Annotated in this window: 16 protein-coding genes and 1 tRNA gene; 14 read left to right on the top strand and 3 right to left on the bottom strand. The window is 55.1% G+C overall.

Annotated elements, in window-relative coordinates; translation table 11 throughout:
• Window positions 1-276: 276 nt before the first annotated feature.
• From AC0AII_RS03600 to AC0AII_RS03570, 7 genes are all read left to right on the top strand, one after another.
• Window positions 277-2,469, top strand: a complete 2,193-nt coding sequence (locus AC0AII_RS03600) for a bacteriocin-associated integral membrane family protein (RefSeq protein ID WP_490446154.1) — start codon at window positions 277-279, stop codon at window positions 2,467-2,469.
• 25 nt (window positions 2,470-2,494) lie between these two features.
• On the top strand, window positions 2,495-3,166 hold the full coding sequence (locus AC0AII_RS03595) for an ATP-binding cassette domain-containing protein (RefSeq protein ID WP_490446153.1): 672 nt from the start codon (window positions 2,495-2,497) through the stop codon (window positions 3,164-3,166).
• Window positions 3,167-4,168: 1,002 nt separating this feature from the next.
• Window positions 4,169-4,387 carry a hypothetical protein gene (locus AC0AII_RS03590; RefSeq protein WP_490446152.1) on the top strand — a complete coding sequence of 73 codons (219 nt, stop codon included), beginning with the start codon at window positions 4,169-4,171 and terminating at the stop codon, window positions 4,385-4,387.
• A gap of 59 nt (window positions 4,388-4,446) precedes the next feature.
• On the top strand, window positions 4,447-4,743 hold the full coding sequence (locus AC0AII_RS03585) for a hypothetical protein (RefSeq protein WP_490446151.1): 297 nt from the start codon (window positions 4,447-4,449) through the stop codon (window positions 4,741-4,743).
• A gap of 471 nt (window positions 4,744-5,214) precedes the next feature.
• Window positions 5,215-5,472 carry a hypothetical protein gene (locus AC0AII_RS03580; protein WP_490446150.1) on the top strand — a complete coding sequence of 86 codons (258 nt, stop codon included), beginning with the start codon at window positions 5,215-5,217 and terminating at the stop codon, window positions 5,470-5,472.
• Between the two features lie 910 nt (window positions 5,473-6,382).
• On the top strand, window positions 6,383-6,808 hold the full coding sequence (locus AC0AII_RS03575; protein WP_490446149.1) for a helix-turn-helix domain-containing protein: 426 nt from the start codon (window positions 6,383-6,385) through the stop codon (window positions 6,806-6,808).
• Complete coding sequence (locus tag AC0AII_RS03570; RefSeq protein WP_490446148.1) at window positions 6,805-7,161, top strand: PH domain-containing protein; 357 nt, start codon at window positions 6,805-6,807, stop codon at window positions 7,159-7,161. The genes AC0AII_RS03575 and AC0AII_RS03570 overlap by 4 nt, the downstream gene beginning before the upstream one ends.
• A gap of 146 nt (window positions 7,162-7,307) precedes the next feature.
• On the opposite strand, the gene guaA is transcribed toward AC0AII_RS03570, so the two are convergent.
• On the bottom strand, window positions 7,308-8,870 hold the full coding sequence (gene guaA, locus AC0AII_RS03565) for a glutamine-hydrolyzing GMP synthase (protein WP_490446147.1): 1,563 nt from the start codon (window positions 8,868-8,870) through the stop codon (window positions 7,308-7,310).
• Between the two features lie 337 nt (window positions 8,871-9,207).
• On the opposite strand from guaA, the gene AC0AII_RS03560 reads away from it, so the two are divergent.
• From AC0AII_RS03560 to AC0AII_RS03550, 3 genes are all read left to right on the top strand, one after another.
• Window positions 9,208-11,682, top strand: coding sequence for a phosphoketolase (locus tag AC0AII_RS03560; protein WP_490446146.1), 2,475 nt, complete (start codon window positions 9,208-9,210; stop codon window positions 11,680-11,682).
• A gap of 126 nt (window positions 11,683-11,808) precedes the next feature.
• A complete protein-coding gene (gene pta, locus AC0AII_RS03555; RefSeq protein WP_490446145.1) occupies window positions 11,809-13,497 on the top strand; it encodes a phosphate acetyltransferase in 1,689 nt (562 codons plus the stop codon).
• A gap of 190 nt (window positions 13,498-13,687) precedes the next feature.
• Window positions 13,688-14,914, top strand: coding sequence for an acetate/propionate family kinase (locus tag AC0AII_RS03550; protein WP_490446144.1), 1,227 nt, complete (start codon window positions 13,688-13,690; stop codon window positions 14,912-14,914).
• Window positions 14,915-15,062: 148 nt separating this feature from the next.
• On the opposite strand, the gene hisN is transcribed toward AC0AII_RS03550, so the two are convergent.
• On the bottom strand, window positions 15,063-15,863 hold the full coding sequence (gene hisN, locus AC0AII_RS03545) for a histidinol-phosphatase (RefSeq protein ID WP_490446143.1): 801 nt from the start codon (window positions 15,861-15,863) through the stop codon (window positions 15,063-15,065).
• Between the two features lie 32 nt (window positions 15,864-15,895).
• Window positions 15,896-17,251, bottom strand: a complete 1,356-nt coding sequence (gene aroA, locus AC0AII_RS03540; protein WP_490446301.1) for a 3-phosphoshikimate 1-carboxyvinyltransferase — start codon at window positions 17,249-17,251, stop codon at window positions 15,896-15,898.
• Window positions 17,252-17,369: 118 nt separating this feature from the next.
• On the opposite strand from aroA, the gene AC0AII_RS03535 reads away from it, so the two are divergent.
• The 4 genes from AC0AII_RS03535 (at window position 17,370) to AC0AII_RS03520 (ending at window position 25,453) form a co-directional block, all read left to right on the top strand.
• Window positions 17,370-17,443, top strand: a tRNA-Pro gene (locus AC0AII_RS03535).
• Between the two features lie 243 nt (window positions 17,444-17,686).
• Window positions 17,687-18,544 (top strand): hypothetical protein, encoded by an 858-nt coding sequence (locus AC0AII_RS03530; protein WP_490446142.1) that lies wholly within the window; start codon window positions 17,687-17,689, stop codon window positions 18,542-18,544.
• Between the two features lie 533 nt (window positions 18,545-19,077).
• Entirely contained in the window at window positions 19,078-22,617 is a 3,540-nt protein-coding gene (locus AC0AII_RS03525; protein WP_490446141.1) for a helicase-related protein, read from the top strand.
• 73 nt (window positions 22,618-22,690) lie between these two features.
• Window positions 22,691-25,453 (top strand): DUF1156 domain-containing protein, encoded by a 2,763-nt coding sequence (locus tag AC0AII_RS03520; protein WP_490446140.1) that lies wholly within the window; start codon window positions 22,691-22,693, stop codon window positions 25,451-25,453.
• The last annotated feature ends 23 nt before the right edge of the window (window positions 25,454-25,476 follow it).

Here is a 25,476-nt window from a genome sequence, read left to right as displayed (position 1 = left end):
CCGTTTGAGTCCGTCGTTCTCTGCTCTCAGGGTGGCGTTATCGATGCGCAATCGAGTGATTTCCTGACTGGTTTCTGACCGGTCATGATTCCGCACTACATCCACTAAAACATCCCATGCTCATGGTGTGAGTGTAACCAAGCAAACTGGTCTTGTATGTGTTGTTCGAACTCCGGCAAGGGTATTGTTCCAGGAGTAGCCAGCGTCATCGTACCGGTTCGGATTCCACATCGGTATCACTGGCATAAGAACGGTCTCTATATGTGAGAGGCCAGAATGAATCAGCTGTATTTATGGGATAGGATAGCTCGTGATGGAAGGTTTTTCGCCATCATATTTGCCTTCAAAGGAGAAGACGATGAGGAAGTTTTGGTGAGGTATTTGCGAATTCACTGGATTGAACGGTTGACGATTTGGGCTTCCTTGATTCTCACCATAGTGGTGACATTCGAGATGCTTATCACTATCGACCAGGAGCTTCCAGCTGGTACTGGTACCTCTTTCACCGTCGAGAGGGTCGATACCGCGACGAAGGCGGATGCCGTGCGTGCAATTGCTCAAGCTTCAAAAACTTTGGGGATTAATGTCTTCAAGATCCAGCCTTCATTTCGTGACTCAATGAATTCTCGTGTTCTCGTGGCCTTTGTGGGTGATCAAAAGTCTTTTCAACGAAATGGAGGGTACGATTATCCTTCCTTTTCAACACGTGACCAGTCAACGAAAGTAGTTTCTTTTGAGGAGATTACCACCCAGGACTTGCGCGGAAGCTATGCGACCAATGCGGATAGGTCGCATATGCGACAGCTCGCCAAGGCTTTGTCACGTTCCCGGATAGTGGTTGACGAACCACAAAGCCTCTGGTCACGAGGCTTCTGGATAGCTGCGATGATATACGCGTTAGGGAGGGGTGGCCTTTGGGCGGGAGTCGTTATCATCGCCATCACATTGGTGGTTTCCACCGCGTATTCCCTGTCCAGGAACAGGAAGATACACGCGATCAAGGCGATGCACGGTTATACCAGTGGAAAGATACTCGTCGGCGAGCTGGTGTCACTGCTCGCCACACTCGCCGTGGGATTGGTGACAATTACCTTAGTGGGATTACCTTTCCTCTGGTTTATCAATAACTTCCACCAGATTTGGCGACTCCTTCGAGCGCTGTTTATCGCCGTGGCTGTATTGACAGCATATCTTGTCTTCCTAGCGTTGGCTTTAGGTGGTGCCAGTACATTCCGCGATCGAATACCCGCCGTTCTCAACGGAGAGGGTAACGAACTCCGTGATGGCATCATCGCGGGTTTTGCCCAGTTCATGGTGGTGGCTGTTCTCTTTGGCACCATCAGCGGGTCCCTGAATAGAATCAGCGCGGTACAGAGCACCAGCCGGTCCCTGGCACAGTGGTCTCGCATCTCGGATCAATATGTCCTCAGGTTGTCAGTCAACACCAACACCCCACACGAGGATAATCTCCGGACAGCGCCTCCCCTGATGAAAGTGATCGAGGATCTTGACGGCAAGGGGAAGGCGATGCTGGTCGGGTATAAAGGTGACTCCGTTTTTTCCGCTGATGGCAACGATGATCCTTACGAACCGGATGGATCCGATTCGATGATAGTGAGCCCGAACTATCTCGACAAGCAACCCATTGCCGGGCTTGATGGGAAACCGGTCAGGGTGGTTGGAAACGATGTCGGGGCTTTCACACTCCTGGTGCCTTCATCATATAAAGGGGACCCCGGGGCCTTGTTGAAGGAATACGCCGAATATTTCAAGAGAATGTGCCAAGGGGATGTCACCCGGAAACAGAAATCATATTCCTGCAACCCTCACGGCGTCCTGGTCCGTACACGCTCGGGCCAGGACATATCCCTCTTCTCGGGAACGCAGTTCATGCCTGCGGAAGATCAGCAGAGGCTGTCTTTGAAGGATCCGGTGGTAGCCGTCACATCCCCATCGTCAGGGTTAATCAGCCCCATGGAATACCTGTCATACACATCAAGCGATAGTGTATTGTTCTCCGATCCGGAACTCCTGCAAAGCGAGCTGGACCATTATGGAATCTCCGGATACTTCCAGGGTATTGACAACTCCAAAGACTCGGTATCGTATACATTGTCATTATCCCGCAACGAGCAACGTGGGGACATCATAGCCATATCGTTCGGTCTGGCCGCTGCCATGATGGCCATCCTTGTGTGCTCGGCCGCGTATTGCGCAAGACGACGCAGACTCTCCTTCGTCCAATACATCCATGGATACGGGTTTTTCAGAAGACATGGAGGCTTCCTTATCATGCAGAACACCGGGGTGCTGCTGACCCTCATGGCAGTCGGCATTATCGGCTCGATGAACAAGGTTGCGGATCTGGTGGCTGGAACATTGCTCTTCGCCGGATCCAGCCTCATCATGGCCATTACCGTATCGGCATACGAATCAAGGTTCCGTGCCGACGACATCAAACGCCCGTGAATCCGCGGTGCGGAGGGAGATGCATATGACAGACGCAGGCATGCAGCCGACATTGAAAGTCGAAGGACTTACCAAGAGATTTGCAGAACACACGTTATGGTCGAGACTGTCTTTCGACGCTGGACCTGGTTCCATAATCGCAGTGAGCGGGCCGTCCGGCGCAGGCAAGACGACCCTGCTCAACTGCGTCGGCTTGTTGGAGGACTTCGATGAAGGATCGGTCACTTACAGCGAAGGGACATTCCGTTCCGGTTATTTACATAAGAGCCGGAAGGGGCAGCGAGTGTGTCTTCGCGACAACATAGGATTTCTATTCCAGAACTATGGTCTTGTCGAACAGTGGAATGTATCGCGTAACCTGCAGATTCCCCTCAAAATGAAGAAGCGCGAGCATCGCAAGGAACGGGATGAACGAATCGACAGAGTACTTGACATCGTCGGAATGAATGGCTCACAGAAGAAAAAGATTTACACCCTATCGGGCGGGGAACAGCAGAGAATCGCCCTCGCGAGGCTCCTGCTCAAACAGCCGAGTGTCATTCTTGCAGACGAGCCGACCTCTGCGCTGGATCAAGACAACGCTAAGGTCGTAATACGTATACTGTGCGAACTTGCCCAACAAGGTGCTGCCGTCATCATCTCAACACACAATGATGAAATAAAGAAAATCTGCTCGTCGATTATCGGAATAGGCTGATATACCACCGTTAAAAAACATGCCAGTTGAACTACACCAAAATAGTTGCCAGAATACAGAACGTCTTCAATCAAGGCAGTCTGTCCTCTTTAAAAATCCCCGTAGCTATACTCTTACTTAACTGGGTGCTTACTGCCGGGCGCTTGCCCTAGGCAAGGGCCCGGCAAACAATTCAGAGGGGTAATCATGTTTATCAATGGGGACATTACCAATCAACCAATTAGCGAAGTAATTTCCTATACGTTAATCCATCTACCTCAGATTGCGAGGTGAGTAAGGGAGGAAATCAAAAAGGGGGTTAGTTGGGTACCAGCGCACATTAAATACTGAAAATTTTGGGTTTAAATTTATGTGGATCGAAATTTCCTATATTTTCTCTTTTAGGGAAAGGCGAAGAGGCCACATCACAGAGAACGTGTGCTGTACGCCGGCATACCCTCCGTCCGCGTCGCTCCGACGAACATGGATTCGCCTTTGATGCAATCGGCCAGCCCGTTTATACTCGCATACGGAAATTAGAGGTCTGTTGAGAAAGCATGCTGTTGTTACATAATTGTTATGAAATTAAGTCGCTGGTAACGCTGTTGGACAGCTGCGTTTGAATTTGCTTTTTTAATCTGATAATTCTCTCCGCTTTATTGCAGATAGTAATGGGCCGCCTCGTTTGCGTATCCATAAATGTAAAACTTTGCTACGACCTAATCTCCAGGAAGATTGACTTACATGCAGATGACTACGAAATCACTCATCTCCGGGTACCAGACGTATGCTACCCATCTAACCTTGCAGCAGTTTCTGAAATGAATGCTCCAGGATCCACGCCAGCTACGTCAGCGATTCTGTCTCTTATCGGGAAGCCCTCGGTAGCTTCTGGCGTAGCTGTGTCAAATATCACGGGATTCATTGTTTCTAACATCACCCACGATTGCTGGCCCATTAAATCAATATGAGTCAACAAATAAGCAAAACAGGAACGTTGGCATTAATCGGAAGGAACCGAAGATGTCAACCACTACATTGAACGTTGAGAGTCTTACTTCTGGTTACGAGACCTATGTCTCCACCGCAGAACTCACGCTTAGGGATTTTGATACCGCTCCGGCGCTCTCGCCGACTCCGTCAATTGTCTCCTTCTTTATCGCCTCTTCAGTTGAGTGGGTTCAGTTCTGCATTGCGGTTTCAATGCCTCCTGTGACGACGACCCTCGCGGCTGTAGGCTAGAAGTGGTCAGCACTTCAGCGGCCAGAAAATGAGCACCAGGAACTTTGAAGGGAAAAGCCATGAGCTTGACGAATGACAACAATCCGAGGGTTGAAGTCACAATGATATTTGCGGACAGCGAAGACCCGATGGCTGCGGCAGTGGAATGGGCTCAAAGTATCGCCGCTTCCGGGAAAATAGATCCTAGCAAGGATCAAGTCGTGTTTATCCGTGAACTCAGGCGCGCGGAGCCGAGTCTAAGTCTGAAATCAGCCGTGTACCTTGCCCAAGTGACAGCGAGAGCTTCCCGAATCGAACGCGGCACAAATGGAACAGACATCAAGAGTCTGCTGGATACCGATCTCAATATTCCGTGAATCCCACCAGTCCCATTCAAGCGAACCGGCATATGGGTATGCCTCGAAGTCATCTAATTGACTACATATTAGGACCAAAGTGATTGGGAACGTTTTGTTTAGCTATGCCTTCTCCCTCAATAAGAGAATGCTTCTCGCTTTCCTTCGCTGCTGTGTGGCAATGAGCCGAATGTTACCTGACCGGGCATAATACCAGTGTGGCCATAATCTGTCTTGATGATGCTGATGATGCTTCCAAGAACACCTGTGCGGATTGCTGAAGATTTCGGTCTGACTTAGCTTGGACCGTTTCGCTAACCTTGCCCATCGCATTAATCAGAGCCGATGAAGCGCTTTCAATTGCGCTATAGAAGACTTCGAGTCATCGCACGTTTTCCTGCAGTATTTATCTCACCAGCAATTATGTTGACTTTTTCTACGGCTAATAAATGGCTAATCCGTTTGGCACACATGTCAGCCAAAGGAGCTGGTATGCGGTCAAAGAATACACAAGCTACTAACCCTAGTGGCCGCGAGTGTGTCAGCGATGCTGATGTTGGTGTTACTGGAACAGCCGGCGCCTCTGAACTCACCACAACTTTACAGATGCCAATCATTGAACAGGTTCCAGCCAAAGAAGATAATTCATCGCTCAGCACTGCAGAACTTGATCAACCGGCCGATCGTCTGGATCAGCTTACAGCAGAGATTAAAAATGCTGACCCCCAGGATCATTCTGCATTTCGCTGAAAACTGGATAACTTCTTAGCTGGCGGAACATTCTCTTATAACTGATCTTCAAATTACCAGATCCAACCAAGGTTTAATTTGTGAGGGTTCATTTTCCAAATAGGAATGGTCGTTGTCCAATACGGCGTCCCGGTCTCTAAAATCGTCAGTGGAATCAGTAGACTCCGCAAAGTCCAGAACGGAATTTCCGGTATCAAATGGGCACTCCGATCCAGTCATTCTGCAGCTCTGATTGGAAGAAATGTCGCCAGAGTGCTGCTGGGATTAATGGGATTTGACGGCGCAATACGGGAGTACAGCAGCTGATTTATGCTCTGAGTATTTGCAATTCTGGCAACCACTGAAACCACAAATGTTGGCGGTCGCCAACTTTACTTGTAATTAAAGGAGTGCCGAATGAATCCGAGAAGAGACGCGGAACGAATTCGACCTTAGTCCATAGATATCTGGATTGGCAATATCATCGTTAGCGGCGTTGATGGCGTGATATTTACACTGATCTTTCTCGTTGTAACCATTTTTTGGAAAACTACGCATACACGTTCAACAATTCTCATGGATACCCAGCTGATAATCGCATTCCTTATCGGTTACCTACGTGCCCTGAATATATTCCTTCAATCAAAAAACAGAACACAGACAGTCCCAGAGGGTCTGTATTGTCGGCGGCAAACGTAGTTATTACACCGGTTATCACTCCTCCTATCGCAATCTTTATGCTCGGATGGGCTTCATGCGCGGACAGGGATCATCTTCATGGCTCTTAATTCTCATGTTCATTACTGGCAGCTTGACCAACGAATTACTATTCCCAGCACCGACAGCCTCCAAAAGAAGTAATGACAAGTATGGGCAAAAAGATCGTCTGTTATTCTTGACCATTTAGTCAATTAATGCTATCTTGGCGAACATGGGCCGCAAGAGAAGCTTCGATGATGATGAGGTACTTGCTCGTGCCCGCGAGGTTTTCCTGGAGCATGGCTATGAGGGCACTTCGATTGATGCTCTCGTCAAGGCCACGGGTCTGCTCCGGGGCAGTCTCTACGGCGCCTTCGGCAGCAAGCGTGGCATGTTCGTGGCTGCTCTTCGTGATGCAACGGATTCGAAGTCGCGCGATTCAGAAGTGCTCAATCTGGTATTGGTAGCACTCATGGAGCTGTCAGATCATGATCTAGAGGTTCGGAGGCTGGTCAGTGATTACCTTGTAAAGCTGTCCAGTTCGGGATCTGACGACACCAATGTTGTGGTTGTTGATGTAGCCAAGCTCCTTGGCGAGACGCTGCTGCAGCGTGCGAATATTCGGTTGCAGTCTGATGATGAAAGAAGCAAGTCATGAACAACAAGGTGGCAATTGTCGGGCGGACGCTGGAGATTGAACCGCAGGGCCTGGATAAAATGTGGTCATTCAAGGGGAAAATGGTGGTGCCGCTGGAGCATGTTCTGGGTGCGAGCGAGGATCCGGGCATTCTTGATGATACCAAAGGGCTGCGTGCGCCCGGCCTTCATGTTCCCGGTAAATGGGCCGGCACATACATTGAGCATGGGGAAAAGACATTCTGGAATGTCACCAGACCGGAAATTCCCATTGTCATCCAACTCAAGGACGAGCACTATGACCGGCTGGTGCTCGGGGTGGAGCAACCCCGCGAGCTGGTCAATAGGATCAATGCGGCCATTCCTAAGCAATAAACAATGAACTGAATGAATTGCAGGACCTGAGCTCCTTTATCGACTATCGACATTTAAGAACCCAAGAACTAAATAACTGGGCCGACAAGTCGTATGCGACAATACCGTCTTCGACGTATCGCCGTATGGCTTGTCGGCCCAAATACTCACTCCCATTCGATGGTTGCCGGAGGCTTGGAGGTGCAGTCCAGAACCACGCGGTTGATGCCCGGGCACTCGTTGGTAATGCGCGTGGAGATGGTGGCCAGCACGTCGTAGGGCAGACGCGTCCAGTCAGCGGTCATGGCATCTTCAGAGGAGACCGGACGCAGCACGATCGGCGAGCCATAGGTGCGCTCGTCGCCCTGCACACCTACTGAATGCACATTGGCCAGCAACACCACCGGGCACTGCCAGATCTGCCGATCCAGCCCGGCCTTGGACAGCTCCTCGCGGGCGATGGCGTCGGCCTCGCGCAGGGTCTCCAAGCGTTCACGGGTGATCTCGCCGATGATGCGGATGCCCAGACCGGGGCCCGGGAAGGGCTGACGCCAGACGATCTGGTCAGGCAGGCCCAGTTCGGTGCCGATGGCCCGGACCTCGTCCTTGAAGAGGGTGCGCAAGGGCTCGATCAGCTTGAACTTGACGTCCTTGGGCAGACCACCCACGTTGTGGTGGGACTTGATATTGGCCGCTCCGTCTCCGCCGCCCGACTCGACCACGTCAGGGTAGAGCGTGCCCTGCACCAGGAACTTGACTTCCTTGCCGGTCTTGCCGGCCTCCTCAATCACCTGCCGCTGGGCCTTTTCAAAGGTGCGGATGAACTTCTCCCCGATGATCTTGCGCTTGCGCTCAGGCTCGGAAACGCCCCTGAGGGCGGTCAGGAAGTCCTGCGAGGCATCCACGGCGATCAGCTTGATGCCCGTAGCGGCCACAAAATCATGCTTGACCTGTTCGGCCTCCCCCTTACGCAGCAGGCCATGATCCACGAAGACGCAGGTCAGCTGGTCGCCGACGGCCCTGTGGACCAGAGCGGCCGCCACGGCTGAATCGACGCCGCCCGACAGCCCGCAGATGACCTGGTCGTCACCCACCGTGCGACGGATCTTCTCCACCTGCTGCTCGATGATGCCTGAGGCGTTCCAATCCGACGGCAGTCCGGCGCACTGGTGCAGGAAGCGGTCGATCAGGTCCTGCCCCAGAGGGGTGTTGGTCACCTCGGGATGCCACTGGACCCCGTACAGCCCCCGGGATGTATCCTGCATGGCCGCCACCGGGGCACCCTCGGTATGCGCCAGAACCTCAAAGCCATCAGGCACTCGATTGACGGCGACGCCATGGCTCATCCATACATCTTGCTGCGCGGGCGAATCCTGCAGTATTCCCTTGGCGCTGTCGATGAAGGCCTCGGTCTTGCCGTACTCCCCCAGGGCCGCCTTGTCCACCTCGCCACCCAGCTCATGGGCCATGACCTGGAAGCCGTAGCAGATGCCCAGCACAGGCACCCCCGCCTCGAAAATCCTCTTGTCGATGGTCGGCGCCCCGTCCACGTAGACGGAGGCCGGTCCGCCGGAGAGGATGACCGCCTTGGGATCCTTGGCCAGCATCTGGTCCAGGCTCATCGAATGAGGGACCAGCTCAGAGTAGACCCCCGCCTCCCTGACTCGACGAGCGATCAGCTGGGCGTACTGCGCACCGAAATCGACCACCAGGACGGGACCCTGTGCCATAAGACTCCTTATATATACGTATGCTGTGTCTGCCATGGATGCCCGAGAGCGACGATTCAACGCTCGCGAACAAGTCCAGTATGGTTGCAGTTTTCGACAATGCTACCGTTCTTGAACCCTCACCGGCACCCCCGGCGAAAATTCCTGTCTGCAAGCAGACAATTCCCTCGCATTTTCTCACAAGAGCGAACACACACTGCAAGAAAACGTTCAGAAAAGTCTGCTCGTTCACGTACCATGTAGGCATTGGGTACGGACCCGACAGATGCCTGAAATGACACTGCGCAAGCCCGTAACCGAGGTAAATAAACAATCGCACTATAGTGCAGGAGTACACATGACGAATCCTGTTATCGGCACCCCTTGGGCGAAGCTGGAGACCCCAATCGCCGAGGAGACCCTCGAGGCCGTCGACAAGTATTGGCGGGCGGCCAACTATCTTTCCATCGGACAGATTTATCTTCGCAGCAACCCCCTGATGAAGGAGCCCTTCACTCGGGAGGATGTCAAGCACCGTCTGGTCGGTCACTGGGGCACCACCCCCGGCCTGAACTTCCTGCTGGGCCATATCAACCGTCTGATCGCCGACCATCAGCAGAACACCGTGATCATCATGGGCCCCGGCCACGGCGGCCCCGCCGGCACCTCGCAGTCCTACCTGGATGGCACCTACAGCGAGTACTACCCCAAGATCACCAACGATGAGGCTGGCCTGCAGAAGTTCTTCCGCCAGTTCTCCTACCCGGGCGGCATCCCCTCCCACTTCGCGCCTGAGACCCCCGGGTCCATCCACGAGGGCGGCGAGCTGGGCTATGCCCTCTCCCACGCCTACGGCGCCATCATGAACAACCCCAGCCTCTTCGTGCCCTGCATCGTGGGCGACGGCGAGGCCGAGACCGGCCCTCTGGCCACCGGCTGGCAGTCCAACAAGCTGGTCAACCCGCGCACCGACGGCATCGTCCTGCCCATCCTGCACCTGAACGGCTACAAGATCGCCAACCCGACCATCCTCTCGCGCATCTCCGACGAGGAGCTGCATGAGTACTTCCATGGCATGGGTTATGAGCCCTTCGAGTTCGTTGCAGGGTTCGACGACGAAGACCATCTGTCCATCCACCGTCGCTTCGCCGACATGCTGGAGACCGTCTTCGACAAGATCTGCGACATCAAGGCCCGGGCCGAAACCGACGACATGACCCGTCCCTTCTACCCCATGATCATCTTCCGCACCCCCAAGGGCTGGACCTGCCCCAAGTTCATCGACGGCAAGAAGACCGAGGGATCCTGGCGTGCCCACCAGGTGCCGCTGACCTCCGCCCGCGACACCGAGGCCCACTTCCAGGTCCTCAAGAACTGGCTGGCCTCCTACAAGCCCCAGGAGCTGTTCGACGAGAAGGGTGCCCTGCGTCCCGAGGTCACCAGCTTCATGCCCAAGGGCGACCTGCGTATTGGCGAGAACCCCAACGCCAATGGCGGCCGGCTGCTCAAGCCGCTGGAGCTGCCCGACATCCACGACTACGAGATCGACATCAAGAAGCACGGCCACGGCTGGGGCGCCACCGAGGCCACCCGCGTCCTGGGCTACTACACACGCGACGTGCTGGCCAAGAACCCCACCGACTTCCGTATCTTCGGGCCCGACGAGACGGCTTCCAACCGTCTGGCCGCTGCCTACGAAGTGACCAACAAGCAGTGGGATGCCGACTACCTGTCGGAGCTGACCGATGAGCACATGGCCCACACCGGCCAGGTCATCGAGCAGCTCTCCGAGCACCAGATGGAAGGCTTCCTGGAGGGCTACCTGCTGACCGGACGCCACGGCATCTGGAGCTCCTACGAGTCCTTCGTGCATGTCATCGACTCCATGATCAACCAGCACGCCAAGTGGCTGGAGGCCACCGTCCGCGAGATCCCGTGGCGCAAGCCCATCGCCGGCCTGAACCTCCTGGTCACCTCGCACGTCTGGCGTCAGGATCACAACGGGTTCTCCCACCAGGATCCCGGCTTCGTCGACATCCTGCTGAACAAGAACTTCAACAACGATCACGTGGTCAACATCTACTTCCCCGCCGACGCCAACATGCTGCTGAACGTGGGCGAGCGTTGCTACAAGTCGACCAACTGCATCAACGCCATCTTCGCCGGCAAGCAGCCCGCCGCCACCTACCAGAGCGTGGACGAGGCCGCCGCCGAGCTGGAGAAGGGGGCCGCCCGCTGGGATTGGGCCTCCAACGCCAAGGATGCCGAGGATGCTGATGTCGTCATCGCCACCGCGGGCGACATCCCCACCCAGGAGGCCCTGGCCGCCGACGACATGCTGCAGAAGCTGGGCCTCAAGGTCCAGTTCGTCAACGTGGTCGACCTGCTGAAGATCCAGGACACCGAGGAGAACGATCAGGCCCTGTCCGACGAGGAGTTCACCGAGCTCTTCAGCAAGGACAAGCCGGTCCTGTTCGCCTTCCACGCCTACCCCGGCTCCATCTACCGCCTGATCCACGGACGTCCCAACCACGACAACTTCTCCGTGCACGGCTACGAGGAGCAGGGCTCCACCACCACGCCGTTCGACATGGTGCGCGTCAACAACATGGACCGTTGGTGCCTGGCCGCCTCCGCCCTGAAGCTGGTGGACGCCGGCAAGTACGCCGACCAGATCGACAAGTGGACCAAGTTCCGCGACGAGGCCTTCCAGTTCGCCGTGGACAAGGGCTACGACCACCCCGATTACACCGATTGGGTCTGGCCCGATGCCAACCGCGCCGGCCAGGAGACCATCTCCGCCACCGCCGCGACCGCCGGAGACAACGAGTGATACGCTGATCCGACCCTGGAACCGCCCGTCATGCGCAGCCCGCATGGCGGGCGGTTTCTGTATACTGGACAAGGTTGTGAACAAAGCAGTCATCAAGGCAACCACGTCCGGACAGGAGAAGACACAGTGAGTCTTGCAAGCATCACCATCATCAGCCCAGAAGCCGCCAACGGCCGCAATGTCGTGGCCTACGGCCTGACCAAGGCCCTGAGCGCCAAAGCCAAAACGGCCGTATTCAGGCCAATCGCCTGCAGGAAGCACCCGTTGACCCCGGAACTGGTTGCAGCCAGCTCTTTCCCCGATACAGATCCGGAGATCTGCCGTGGCAAGTGCCCTGGGCACGCCACTGAGGACCCTATGCAGACCCGGGCCGATGTCCTCAACGCCTATGACGGGCTGGTGGAAGCCACCCATCCCGAGCGTGTCCTGATCGTGGGCAGCGATGCCTCGAAACTCTTCGACCCCGGCCTGTTTGCTCTCAATGCACAAATCGCTGCCGACCTGAGGTCTCCGGTCATGCTGGCCGTCTGCACCATCGGCAGGGAACCCGGCCAGGTCATGAAGACCGTGGCCGCCTGCCGCAGGACCATCGAGGCCCAAGGAGCCGTGCTTGCCGGAGTCTTCATCACCGGATGCCAGCCAGAGCAGAAGGCGCCTCTTACCCAGGCCTTCCAGGAGTACGACCTGCCGACCTGGACCGTCTCCAAGATGGACTTCGACACGGATCCGTCCGCCGATCAGGCCCGCCAGGCCACCAGCCAGACATTCCAGCAGGAGGTGGATGTCGACCAGGTGGTGAAGGCCGCCGACGCCGCCAGCCCCAAGGCCACCACGCCTGTAGCCTTCCAGAACGATCTGCTGGCCAAGGCCAAGGCCCGCAAGAAGACCATTGTCCTGCCCGAAGGTGGCGAGGACCGCATCATCAAGGCGGCCGACTACCTGCTGGCCCGCAACATTGTCGACCTGATCATCGTGGGCGACAAGGATTCCATTCTGGCGCGCGGCAAGGAGCTTGGCCTCAACAACCTGGACAAGGCCTCCTTCCAGCCCATGGACGACGAGCTGGTGCTGGCCCCCATGGTCGATCGCCTCTGCCAGCTGCGGGCCAAGAAGGGCATGACCCCGGAGCAGGCGCGCAAGCAACTGGCGGATCCCTCCTACTTCGGCACCATGCTGGTAGTGCTGGGCAAGGCCGACGGCCTGGTGTCCGGCTCCATCAACTCCACAGCCAATACGGTCCGCCCAGCCCTGCAGGTAATCAAGACCAAGCCGGGCGCATCTCTGGTATCCGGAGCCTTCCTCATGTGCTTCCCCGACCATGTGGCGGTCTTCGCCGACTGCGCCATCAATCTCAACCCATCGTCCGAGCAGCTGGCCGACATCGCCATCCAGTCGGCCCAAACCGCTCGCTCCTTCGGCGTGGACCCGCGCGTGGGCATGCTCTCGTACTCCACCCTGGGATCAGGCAAGGGCCCGGATGTGGACCTGGTGGAAGAGGCCACCCGCCTGGCCAAGGAGAAGGCGCCGGACCTGCCCATCGTGGGCCCCATCCAGTTCGACGCAGCTTGGTCCCCCACTGTTGCGGCCACCAAGGCCAAGGGTGATCCGGTCGCCGGGAAAGTCAATGTCTTCGTCTTCCCCAGCCTGAGCGCCGGCAACATCGGCTACAAGGCCGTACAGCGCACCTCGGGCGCACTGGCCATCGGACCGGTCCTGCAAGGCCTCAACAAGCCCGTCAACGACCTCTCCCGCGGTGCCTTGGTTGCTGACATCATCAACACCGTGGCCCTGACTGCCGTCGAGGCCCAGGACTGATCGCCGTCCCTTTAAGGTCTATATGAACCTCTGGGGCTGCTGCTGGATCCTATCTCCAAGAAGGTTCCGGTAGCAGCCCCAAAACCATGTCGGCCTGGCTATATACCGCGGCTTGTAAGGGCCGACGAGTAATCTTGAAGACTGATTGAGGAGCGCAGGCTCTATACAAGCACATCAGGAGGATGCCCCAATGGCGAAAACCGTCCTAGTCATCAATTCGGGTTCAAGCTCGATCAAATACCAGCTGGTCGATCTGGAGACCAGCCAGAGCCTGGCCTCGGGTCTGGTCGAGAAGATCGGCGAGCCCACCGACGGCCACTACAAGCACGAGGTCAACGGCGAGAAGCATGAGCTTGAAGAACCCATCCACGACCATGAGACCGGACTCAAGCGCGTCCTGGGCTTCTTCAAGGAGTATGGCCCTGATCTGGACAAGGCCGGCATCATCGCTGTTGGCCACCGCGTCGTCCAGGGTGGAGCCATCTTCCCCAAGCCTGCCCTCCTGACGCAGAAGACTCTGAGCCAGGTCAAGGATCTGGCCGTGCTGGCCCCCCTGCACAACGGGCCCGAGGCTGAAGGCGCCGAGGTCATGAGCCGGCTAATGCCGCAGACCCCGCAGGTCTTCGTCTTCGACTCCTCCTTCTTCTTCGAACTGCCCAAGAAGGCCTCCACCTACGCCCTCAACAAGGACATCGCCAAGCAGTACCACATTCGTCGCTACGGCGCCCACGGCACCAGCCACCAGTACGTTGGCCAGCTGGTTCCCGACCTCTTGGGCAAGCCTGCAGAGGGCCTGCGGCAGATCGTCCTGCACATCGGCAACGGGGCTTCCGCTTCGGCGCAGGTCTCCGGGCATCCCGTCGAGACTTCCATGGGCCTGACCCCCCTGGAGGGTCTGGTCATGGGCGGCCGCACCGGCGATATCGACCCTGCCGTTGTCTTCCACCTGATCCGCAACGCCCACATGAGCGTGGATGAGCTGGACACCCTCTTCAACAAGCGCTCCGGCATGACTGGGCTGACCGGCCATGGCGACATGCGCGAGGTCCACAAGCTGATCGCCGAAGGCGACGAGGATGCCAAGCTGGCCCTGGACATCTACGTCCACCGCATTGTCGGCTACATCGGCAACTACACGGCCCAGATGGGCGGCCTGGACGCCATCACCTTTACGGCTGGCGTGGGCGAAAACGATGAGATCGTGCGTCGCCGGGTCATCGAACAGCTGGAGCCCTTCGGCGTGAAGCTGGACCAGGAGAAGAACGACCAGCGGTCCAAGGAGGCTCGGATCATCTCCACCCCCGACAGCACGGTCGCCGTCTGCGTCATCCCCACCAACGAGGAGCTCTCCATCGCCCGCCAGGCCGAGGTCGTCGCCAGCCAGGGCGACGCCTATGGCAACAAGTTCCAAGCCTGACCGTTAACCGGACCTGTCCCCTCAATCTGATTGATGATTGAATGAGGGATGATTGAGTTCAAGGTTTGGTTCTAGGAACCTGGTCCTAAGAGCAGAAAGAGGCCGGTGACCACAGCAATGCATGTGGTCACCGGCCTTCTCGTATAGGTCAGTCGCCCAGAGCGTGCAGGGCTTCCTTGTGCAGAAGACCGTTGCTGGCAAGGCCATTGCCACCCCAAGGACCCGGATTGCCGGCCAGATCCGTAAAGCTGCCCCCGGCTTCGGTCACGATGGGGACCAGCGCGCCCATGTCATAGAGGTCCAGTTCCGGCTCGGCCGCCAGGTCGATGGCACCCTGGGCCAGGAGCATGTACTGCCAAAAGTCGCCGAATCCACGCAGACGCCAGATTCGATCGGTCAGGTCGAGAAGTCGCTCCCGGCGCCCTATAGCCTTCCAGCCGGTCAGCGATGACAGGGACATGGAGGCGTCCTCCATCCGGTCCACTCTTGATACGTGGATGGCCTTGGGGGCTTCGCCCTGGCGAGCCATGTAGGCTCCCTGACCCCGCGCGGCATACCAGCGGGTGCCCAGCATGGGGGCGGAGACCACACCGACCACCATCTGATGGTCTGCCTCCAAGCTGATCAGGGTCGCCCAGACGGGGACTCCGCGCACATAGTTCTTGGTCCCGTCAATCGGATCAATGATCCACCGTCTGCCGTTGGACTCCTGCTTTCCCAGCTCCTCGGCGTAAATGGTGTCATTTGGCCTTGCTTGGGCCAGCACGCGACGAATCACCGCCTCCGCCTCTTTGTCAGCCTGGGTGACCGGGGTATTGTCCGACTTGCGTTCCACGTGAAGATCCGGCGACTTGAAGTAGCCCATGGTGACCTGATCCGCCTGGTCAACCATGGCGATGGCCAGGTCCAGATCCTCCTGCCAGTTCTGCCCTTCAGCCTCGATGCTCATAACACGGCTCCTTTCGCTCGATTCGCCGCGGCTCAGCCTTGGTCCTCGCCTGCCAGCATCCGCTTCCACATCCCCGGGAAGTCGGGCATGGTCTTGGCCGTGGTGCCGATGTTGCGTACTCGGATGCCAGGTATCCTGAGTCCAATCATGGCAGCAAAAGTGGCCATGCGATGGTCGGCATAAGTCTCCATGACGGCCCCGTGCATACGCTGGACAGGCACGGGCTCGATGGCCAGGCCATCATCCAGTTCGCGGGCCTGACCGCCTATTCTGGTGATTTCGGTGGCCAATGCCTTCAGCCGATTGGTCTCATGACCGCGCAGGTGGCCGATGCCGTGCAGGCGGCTGGGCCCGTCGGCAAAGACCAGGATGGCCGCAATCGAAGGCACGATCTCCCCCGCCGGAGAAAGGTCGAAGTCGCCGAGTCCATGAATGGCTCCCCCGCCGGTCACCCTGCAGGTGGGACTGCCCTGCCCGTCGGGAACCATGTCTACCTGCGCACCCATGGTCTCCAGATACCCGGGCAGCAAGCCGCCTGGCTGGGTGGTATGGTCTGGCCAGTTGGGCACGCTGACCTGCCCGCCTCCGATCAGGGCCGCTCCCAGGAAAGGGGCCGCATTCGACAGGTCGGGCTCCACCTGGACCTGATCAGGCAGCCGTGTCCCTGCAGTCCCTCGGCCTTCAACGCTCCACCTGCAGCGGTCGGGATTGGCCTGGACCCGGACTCCAGCCTGACGCAGGTCCTCAACGGTCATCGCGATATGCGGAAGACTAGGCAGATGCTGACCAGAGTGGACGATGGTCATAGTGCCCTCAGCCCTGGCCGCCAGCAGCAGGAGGCCGGAAATGAACTGCGAGGAAGCCGAGGAGTCTATGGTCACCTCCCTGCCCACCAGGCGATCCGGCGGTGTGAGCACAAAGGGCAGGAAGCCCTCCTGGCCCAGGTACTCGATCCTGGCTCCCAGCTGGGTCAGCCCCTCCAGCAGAGGTCTCATGGGACGGCGATAGGCCTGCTCGTCTCCGTCGAATCGTGTGGGACCATCAGCCAGCATGGCCAGGCCCGGCACAAAGCGCATGACGGTTCCGGCCAGTCCGCAGTCCACACGAGCGCCACCGCGGAAGCGCCCGCCTGCCGGCGGAATGACGGTCACATTCGTAGCCTTGTTCGGGTCAACCCGACAGTCCACGCCAAGGGCCTCCAGGGCCCCAATCATCAGGTCCGTATCACGCGACCTGAGCAGACCAGTCAGCCTGACGGGGCGGCTTCCCAAGGCTGCGAGAATCAGATACCTGTTCGAGAGGGACTTGCTCCCCGGTATGGTCACCGTTGCATCCAAGGGGCCATCAGCCTGCGGCGCCGCCCATGTCTCTTCCACTGTCATGGTCACCATGGTAACCGCAGGCGCAGAGCTGTTCCCGCTCCCTGCTCACCCCTAGAAGTCCAGTGGGGACCCGACCCTGTGCTATATTGATACACTGTGCCCATACGGTGATACTGATGGGCGCCGGGCTATAGCGCAGCTTGGTAGCGCGCCTGCTTTGGGTGCAGGATGTCGCCGGTTCAAATCCGGCTAGCCCGACTGCTAAACCTTACTTCCACCTGGATCGTAAGGTTTCTTTTCACTCTGTGATTTCAGTTGAGGCCAACAAATACCATGGTTCACAGATCGACCTAACCCGTTAACATTCTTTGTCGTAGCACTATTCGGCACATTTCCTATCAATATCACTCGTGCGATCAAGGTAAGCCTTCATCAGAACAAAAGTCGGCGAGTATAGTGATACCTATTCCAAGGGCGCAGGGAACAGATCAAGGAGCCAATATGGAGGACGGACCACTATTTCGGTTGAGTATGCCCGAAGGCATGGAAGCTATGCATTTGGCCAGTCCTCATGATAATCCGAGTCAGTATCTGGGAGCCATCTTCGATGAAGACAACCATTTGCGAGGACAGGCGCGTTGGGAGCCTGTTTCCGATGATACTGGAAACAACGATGAGGACAAGAGTTCGCCAGCAACCGCGATTGCTGCTGCAGCAATCGCGGTTGCCCTAGTAGCAGGAACCGCAGTCTACTTGGCAAATAATGAAAAGTTCAAAGGATGGTGGGACAAGACCATTGTCCACTGGTGGCGGGACTCTGTCATACCCACTGCAGATAAAGTGTGGAGCAAGATAAATCATCAGAAGGAGAACAACTCCGAAAATCCCCAGCCGATAGCGTTGATAACCGCGAATCCACAGAAAATAGAAACATTCTCCGAAGAAGTAGATGCAGCAATCGAAGAATGCCAATCGAACATGGACAGCGAGGAAGCCCAGAATCGTCTTCTCATCATCATGTACAAGGCAATGGACCTCGCCAGAGATATTCGTGAACTTTCTGCGGCCAACATTCAAGATTCTCCCTTTGACGAGAAGCGGAAAATGGAGCTACGTCAAACCATGGAGAAATTGACGACACAGAACGTGACGAACCTCATCAACACAACCTTGGAGCGTAATATCACGCTGCTTGAGAAACAAGAAGGCTTTGATGCTTGGGCTGCAATGCTGGGAAACGTATCAAAGGATGGCGACTTTGTGCATCTGAGCAGCGATGCGCTACGAATGGCGCTGAGTTTGGAGCCTTTCAAAGCCGAGCTGGAGTCTTCGTCTCATAAAGATAAAGATGAAGAATAGCGATGAGCTGTCCCAGCTTTACCAAGCTAGGAGTGCCATGCGTGAACATTCATACTGGATTGTTGATGTCTGCTCAGGATAGATAGTTAAATCCCCCTATTCCCACTCATGTGGGTTATTGACCAATTTGCCAGTCAGTAATCGAACGCATATTGGTTTTGTTACGTAGGATCAGGAGCACCGTGGTCAACAGGCTCATAAAAGCGATCAATGATGGATTCTAGGCTGCGATCGCAGCCGTTCAGAGTAAGCCAACAGCCGCATATCTATGGTTTGCAGACAAGCGCAGCACACTTCTTGGCATCACTAATGGTTTGTCACTAGACAAATTCAGCAGCAAATATTCGTCTTCACCAATACGCTTGTCAGCACTGACAATGTAGTACTTACCTTCTCACACCTACCCGATTTCATCATCTCTCAAGGGTCGAGTTTTCTTCTTGTCATGAGACAATCTGCTTCAATGCTCGACAGTCCGATGCAACCGTCAGCGTAAACTTGAACCAAATAAAAGCAAGAAGGTGGGCAGAATAGTGGAACAGGGATCACTTTCGTCCGATGTTCTCCAACAGGGGTCGACCCTTTCCGGTGTGATACCAAATCAGTTGGTTAAAGTCGTCGCCACTGAGCCGATCGGCGATGCCGTCAATCTTTACTACGAGACTGCAGATGGTAAGGTAAGCCAGGAAATAATCGACGATGCTGCTTTCAAAGAACTTCGCATAGTTCAGCAAGGACAGAAACCAAAACTGGATGCTGACCCTGAAGAATTTCGATTGGCAGCAGAAGCTCTACGTATCAGCTGTGCCGCTCTGTATGATCCGATGTCTGCCGTTTATTCTTCAAGTATCGACCCGCTGCCTCACCAGATCCGTGCCGTGTACGAGGACATGCTGCCGAAGGTGCCCTTGCGGTTTCTGTTGGCTGATGATCCAGGTGCCGGCAAAACTATCATGGCCGGCCTGTACATCAAGGAGATGCTACTGCGCTCTGCCGCTGTGCGAATTATCATTGTCTGCCCTGGTGGGTTAGCAGACCAATGGCGGGATGAGCTTGCGGAGAAGTTCAACCTTCATTTCGATGTGTTCCAACCGTTCATGCAAGATCAGGCCCCTTCGGGTAATCCGTTTCGTGATCAGAACCGACTAATCGTGCGTATGGATCAGGTGGCCCGTAACGATGACTTCCAGCGTATGCTTAGCGAGGTGAAATGGGACATCGCCATCGTGGACGAAGCCCATCGCATGAGCGCACACTATAAGAACAACTACGGTGACATCAACCTGACCAAACGCTTCAAGCTCGGCGAAACGCTAGCATCTACATCAGAAAACTTATTGTTAATGACGGCAACACCACATTCAGGCAAAGAAGAGGACTTCCAACTATTCATGTCCCTGCTCGACAAGGACAGGTTCGCCGGCCAATGGTCCAAGAAAAAGCGGTACATTACCGACACCAAAGGCCTTATGCGTCGGATGGTTAAAGAAGAACTGCTCACCTTCGAAGGAAAGCCGTTGTTTCCTGAACGCAAGGCTGAGACAATTGAATACGCGCTGTCAGAAGGCGAGAGCCAGCTGTACAAGGCCGTGACAGACTACGTGCGGGGAGGTATGAATGCGGCACAACGTATTCGGCAGGTCGACGGACGGCGCGGCAGCAGCATCGGCTTTGCATTGACGATCCTTCAACGCCGTTTAGCATCCAGTCCCGAGGCAATCTACCAGTCGTTGAAACGACGTCGCGATCGCTTAAATGACCTGCTGCAGCGCGTCGAGAAGAATCCATACAATATAGAGAATATTCTTCAGCCTGCTGCTGATGCTCCTGATGATTCGGATGAGTACGACGACATGTGGGAGGAAACTGGAGAGGATGGTCAGGGACAGCTCGAACTTACACTCGACGAGGTCATGGATTCAGCAACCGCAGCCCAGACAGTGGAAGAGCTAGGCTCCGAAATCAGCCAGCTTGATAACCTCGTTGCGCAAGCTCGCCAGGTCAGGCATTCGGGTACGGATACTAAATGGACTCAGCTGAGCGACATCCTAAACAACAACGTGCTCAACGCCGGCACATCCGAACAGCCGCATAAGCTCATCGTGTTCACCGAGCACAGGGACACTCTTAACTACCTGAGCAGTCAGATCAGGACACTGCTGGGCAAACCCGAGTCAGTAGTAACAATCCATGGCGACATGAATCATGACGAACGCAAGGCTGTGCAGGAAAGGTTCATGAACGATCCCAGCGTGCGTATCCTCGTGGCCACCGATGCTGCCGGCGAGGGCTTAAACCTTCAAAGAGCTGATTTAATGGTCAATTACGATCTGCCTTGGAACCCAAACCGTATAGAGCAGCGGTTTGGTCGTATTCACCGCATCGGCCAGAAAAGGTCCTGCTCCCTATGGAACCTCGTGGCAAAGAATACGCGCGAGGGCGAGGTGTACGGCAAATTATTAGAGAAGATTCAGACAATCGGTAAGGCCTATGATGGTCGTTTGTTCAACGTGCTTGGCGACGGCAAGGCTTTCGATGGCAAGTCGTTGAAGGATCTTATGCTTGATGCCATCAAACATGGTGACAACCCCAAGGTACAAGCAAGATTGAACGAGGTTATCGATAGCAGCGTTAACAAAGGACTTAACGATCTAATCAAGGAACGCTCCGCGCATCCGGATAGGTATTCTACTGTGAACGTCGAGGAAGTGCGCCGTCTTATGGAGAAAACCCGCGAACGAAAGCTCCAACCAGGCTACATTTCAGCGTTCTTCGTCCCCGCGTTTAGGAAACTTGGCGGCACCATACATTTACGTGAGACGAACCGTTGGGAGATTACACATGTGCCGCAAGACGTGCGCCATATGGCCGAAACTATTAACCGGCACCAGACGATAGCCAACGCATATGAACGCATCACCTTCGATCCATCACTCACGCATATAGACGACGGACCGGATGCGGTACTTGTGGCACCGGGCACACCACTGCTGGATGCCGTAAACCAGTTGATCATCAAACGCTACGGTGCCGCATTGGAGCATGGCACCGTATTCGTGGACCGCACAGACAGTCAACCTGATGAACCTGTACTGATGGTTGCCGCCGAGCAGACGATTACAAATCCCAAGGACAAGGTCGTCTCACAGCATTTCGACTACCTGCAGTTGCCTAAGCAGGGCGAGGTTCGGTTCTCGCCGGCACCACCTTATCTAGACTACGACAGGCCGAATATCGGTGAGAAGGCCGAGATCGCCAAGCTGATGAACGAGGATTGGCTGGAACGTGATTACACTGATCACATGCGCCAGTATGTATACACAAACGGTACCAAGCCACGGATGGAGGAGTTACAGGCCCGTCAGGACGCAGAGAATAAGCATCTGCTTGTTCAGGTACACAACCGATTACGTTCGGAGAGCGAGTTCTGGTGGAAGCTGTACAATGATCTCTCCGAAAAAGAACGCAATGGTGAGAAGCGGGGGAAAAACATGAACTCCGATATCGCCCGCAAGCGTGCTGAGGAATACGATCAACGTCGCAAAAAACGCGAACACGAGCTCACTGGCGACATACGCCTACGTGCCAAGCCAGCGACCATGCGTGGCATTTCATTGGTCGTGCCCGAACGACTAGTCGCACCAATTGATAAGGTCAAGGCTTCCAGACTGTTTGCCAAGAACACCGAGGAAGTGGATCGCAGAGCTATTACTTTGACGATGAATGCTGAGCGTAAGCTCGGCCGCATTCCTGAAGAGATGCCTCACAACAACAAAGGCTTCGACATCAAATCCACCGACAGTCAGGGTTATACGTACTTTATTGAGGTCAAAGGCCGCGTAGACCTGCCAGAGGCTGACACATTCACTGTAACCGCCAACGAAGTCGCCTTTGCTCAATCACAAGGAGATCGACATCGATTGGCTTTAGTTAAGGTCAGCCCACAGGGATCGGAGCATGACAAGCTGCGCTATGTGGAGCATGCATTCGATTTGATAACGCCAGCTGACACTACCAGATCGTTCAATGAAAGTTTAGAATCTTATTGGGGACGAGGCTTAATGCCATTTTGAATCAATTACTACAAATAGACAGACATAACACACAGTTGCATGAAGATAGAGGATGCAACAAGGAGCACGAACTATGGCAAACACAGAGCGTAGGAAGAAACTCATCGAAACGGGTATCCCCCTAAAAAAGATCAATGGGGAGTCCTCCCGCGAAAAGTCTTTACGGCATGGATTGCCTTCGACCCTGCATCTATACTGGGCTCGTCGTCCATTGGCCACCACACGTTCTATCCTGTTTGCCCAACTGGTTGACGACCCGTCAGCTCATGTGGACCGTTTCCCCACCGAAGAAGCCCAAGACAGGGAGCGCGAGCGTCTCAATTGCCTGATGAAGAGACTGGCGCATTGGGAAAACATCCACGACAAAGACCTTTATGCTGAGGCACGCGAAGCAATTCTTGACTCCAACAATGGCGTTATGCCGGTTGTGCTTGATCCCTTTGCTGGCGGCGGCGCAATTCCGTTGGAGGCGCAGCGACTGGGCGCGGAAGCACATGCTTCTGACTTGAACCCTTTGGCAGTTATAATCAATAAGGCGTTAATTGAGTTCCCATCGCGCTTCTGCAACAAGCCAGCAGTGCACCCCACTACTGTGATCGCTAGGGACAAAACAGGTGGCTTAGCCGATGATATTCGTTACTACGGACAGCTCCTGCGTGACATGTCCTTTGAGAAGGTCGGTCACCTGTACCCGAAGATCAAAGATAAGTATGGCGAAGACCATACCGTCATCGCGTTGATCTGGGCACGCACCGTAATTAATCCCAACCCGGCTAACCCTGTGCGGGTGCCATTGGTGCGATCTTGGTGGCTATCAAAAAAGAAAGGCAAGGAAGCTTGGATCAAGCCCATAGTCCAAATGGATGGTTCTATACGCTATGAGGTGCAACACAATGCTTATGGGCCTAAAGGTGAAGATGAAGGAACAGTGAGCCGCAAAGGTGCCATCTCGATTGTCGATAGGACACCGATTGACCTGACGTATATTCGCCAGGAAGGAAAAGCCGGACGTATAGGTGCCAGCTTGATGGCGATTGTCGGAGACAGTAATGATGGCCGCATATACTATTCTCCGACTAGCAGCCAAATTGAGGCTGCAGCTGTTGATGAGCCTGCTGATAAACCGCTGGATCTGTTACCAGAACATGCACTTGGATTCCGCGTTCAAGCATATGGTTTTAAAACATGGTCGGATTTATTTACAAATCGTCAGTTGATAGTTTTAACAAACTTAGCGGACTCGATAAGCGAAATTCATGAACGAGTGTTTACCGATGCCTTGGCATCCGGCATGCCTGAAGGTGAGCCATTGGATAAAGGTGGCGATGGGGCAAAAGCCTATGCCGATGCGTTGTCGGTGTACCTAGCACTTGCGGTCAGCCGTCAAACAGACTATAGCTCCAGCATGTGCACTTGGCACAATACTGGGGAAAAGATGAGGAATGTATTCACTCGTCAGGCTATTTCTATGACATGGGACTTTGCTGAGGTGAATCCTTTCTCATCAAAGTCCGGTAATTTCCTGGGACAAATCAACTGGGTTGCTGGGGCTGTCGAAGATGTTCCAGCTATGCCCTTATGCGAGGCACATCAGGCGGATGCAGCTGCATGCGACTATAACAACGTTGTAGTGTCCACGGATCCGCCATATTATGACAATATTGGCTATGCTGACTTATCCGACTATTTCTATATATGGTTAAGACGTATGCTCAAAAGTATCTTGCCATCTGCCTGCACCACCTTGCTCACACCTAAAGCGCAGGAACTTGTTGCTGATCCGAACCGTCATGGTGGTAAGGAAGGTGCTGCTAAATTCTTTGTGGAAGGGTTCAACCATGTGTTTGAACACATTCGAGAGACTGCGCGCACCGACATCCCCATGACCGTTTACTACGCTTACAAGCAAAAAGACAATAAGACCGGCACCTCTAATGGTTGGCACGCCCTACTCGATGGATTAATCCACGGGGGATGGGAGATCACAGCCACATGGCCCGTACGCAGCGAGCTATCTAACAGGATGCGCGGAAACAGTTCCAATGCACTAGCATCCTCCATAGTTCTAGCTTGCCGTCCTCGTCCTAAGGATGCGCCTTCAATTCCAATGCGCGTGTTTAACAGCATACTGCGCAGAGAACTCACCAAGGAACTAAAAACCCTAATGACTTCAGGCATCGATCCAGTGGACTTGGACCAGGCTGCCATCGGTCCTGGCATCAGCGTTTACTCCAGGTATTCACGTATCCGCGAAGCGGATGGCGCTGATATGCCTATTGAAAAAGCACTGGAAGTCATCAATCATGTTATTGATGAAGTTATGGGCGACGCTGACTCAGACTATGATCCCGAGACACGCTTCGCCGTGAAGTGGTACCAATCCTACGGTTGGAATCTGGAAAGCTCCGGAATGGCTGATCAGTTGTCGCGATCCTGCGGCACCACGCCCGATGCCCTGGTGCGAAGCGGCATATTTGAAGCCGCCGGCGGCAAGGCCCGTCTGTTCCAACCCAAGGAAATGACAGGCGAATGGAACCCCATTAAGAACGACCACATCAGTCTTTGGGATGTCATGGTACGCATGACCGGTATCCTTGACTCCAAGGGTGTGGACATCGTAGCCCCGATCATGACGCAAGTGGGTGATCGCATATCCCTGGATGATGTTAGGGCTTTGGGATTCCGCATGTTCCACGAGGCAGAGAAACGCAAGGATACCGAGGGCGCGATCAAATTCAACAGCTTGGTATCCATGTGGGATAATTTGTCGGCAAAGACCAAGAAAGAAGTAACGAACCTGCAGGAAAACGTCCAAGGCGAATTGGACGTGTACTAAAACGTTAGGCAGCCTGTTAGGAA

This window comes from Bifidobacterium sp. VU/mBH4 (B4) (assembly GCF_058199535.1).
Note: the sequence above shows the minus strand (reverse complement) of the source record. Positions and strands in the feature narration are given on the sequence as shown.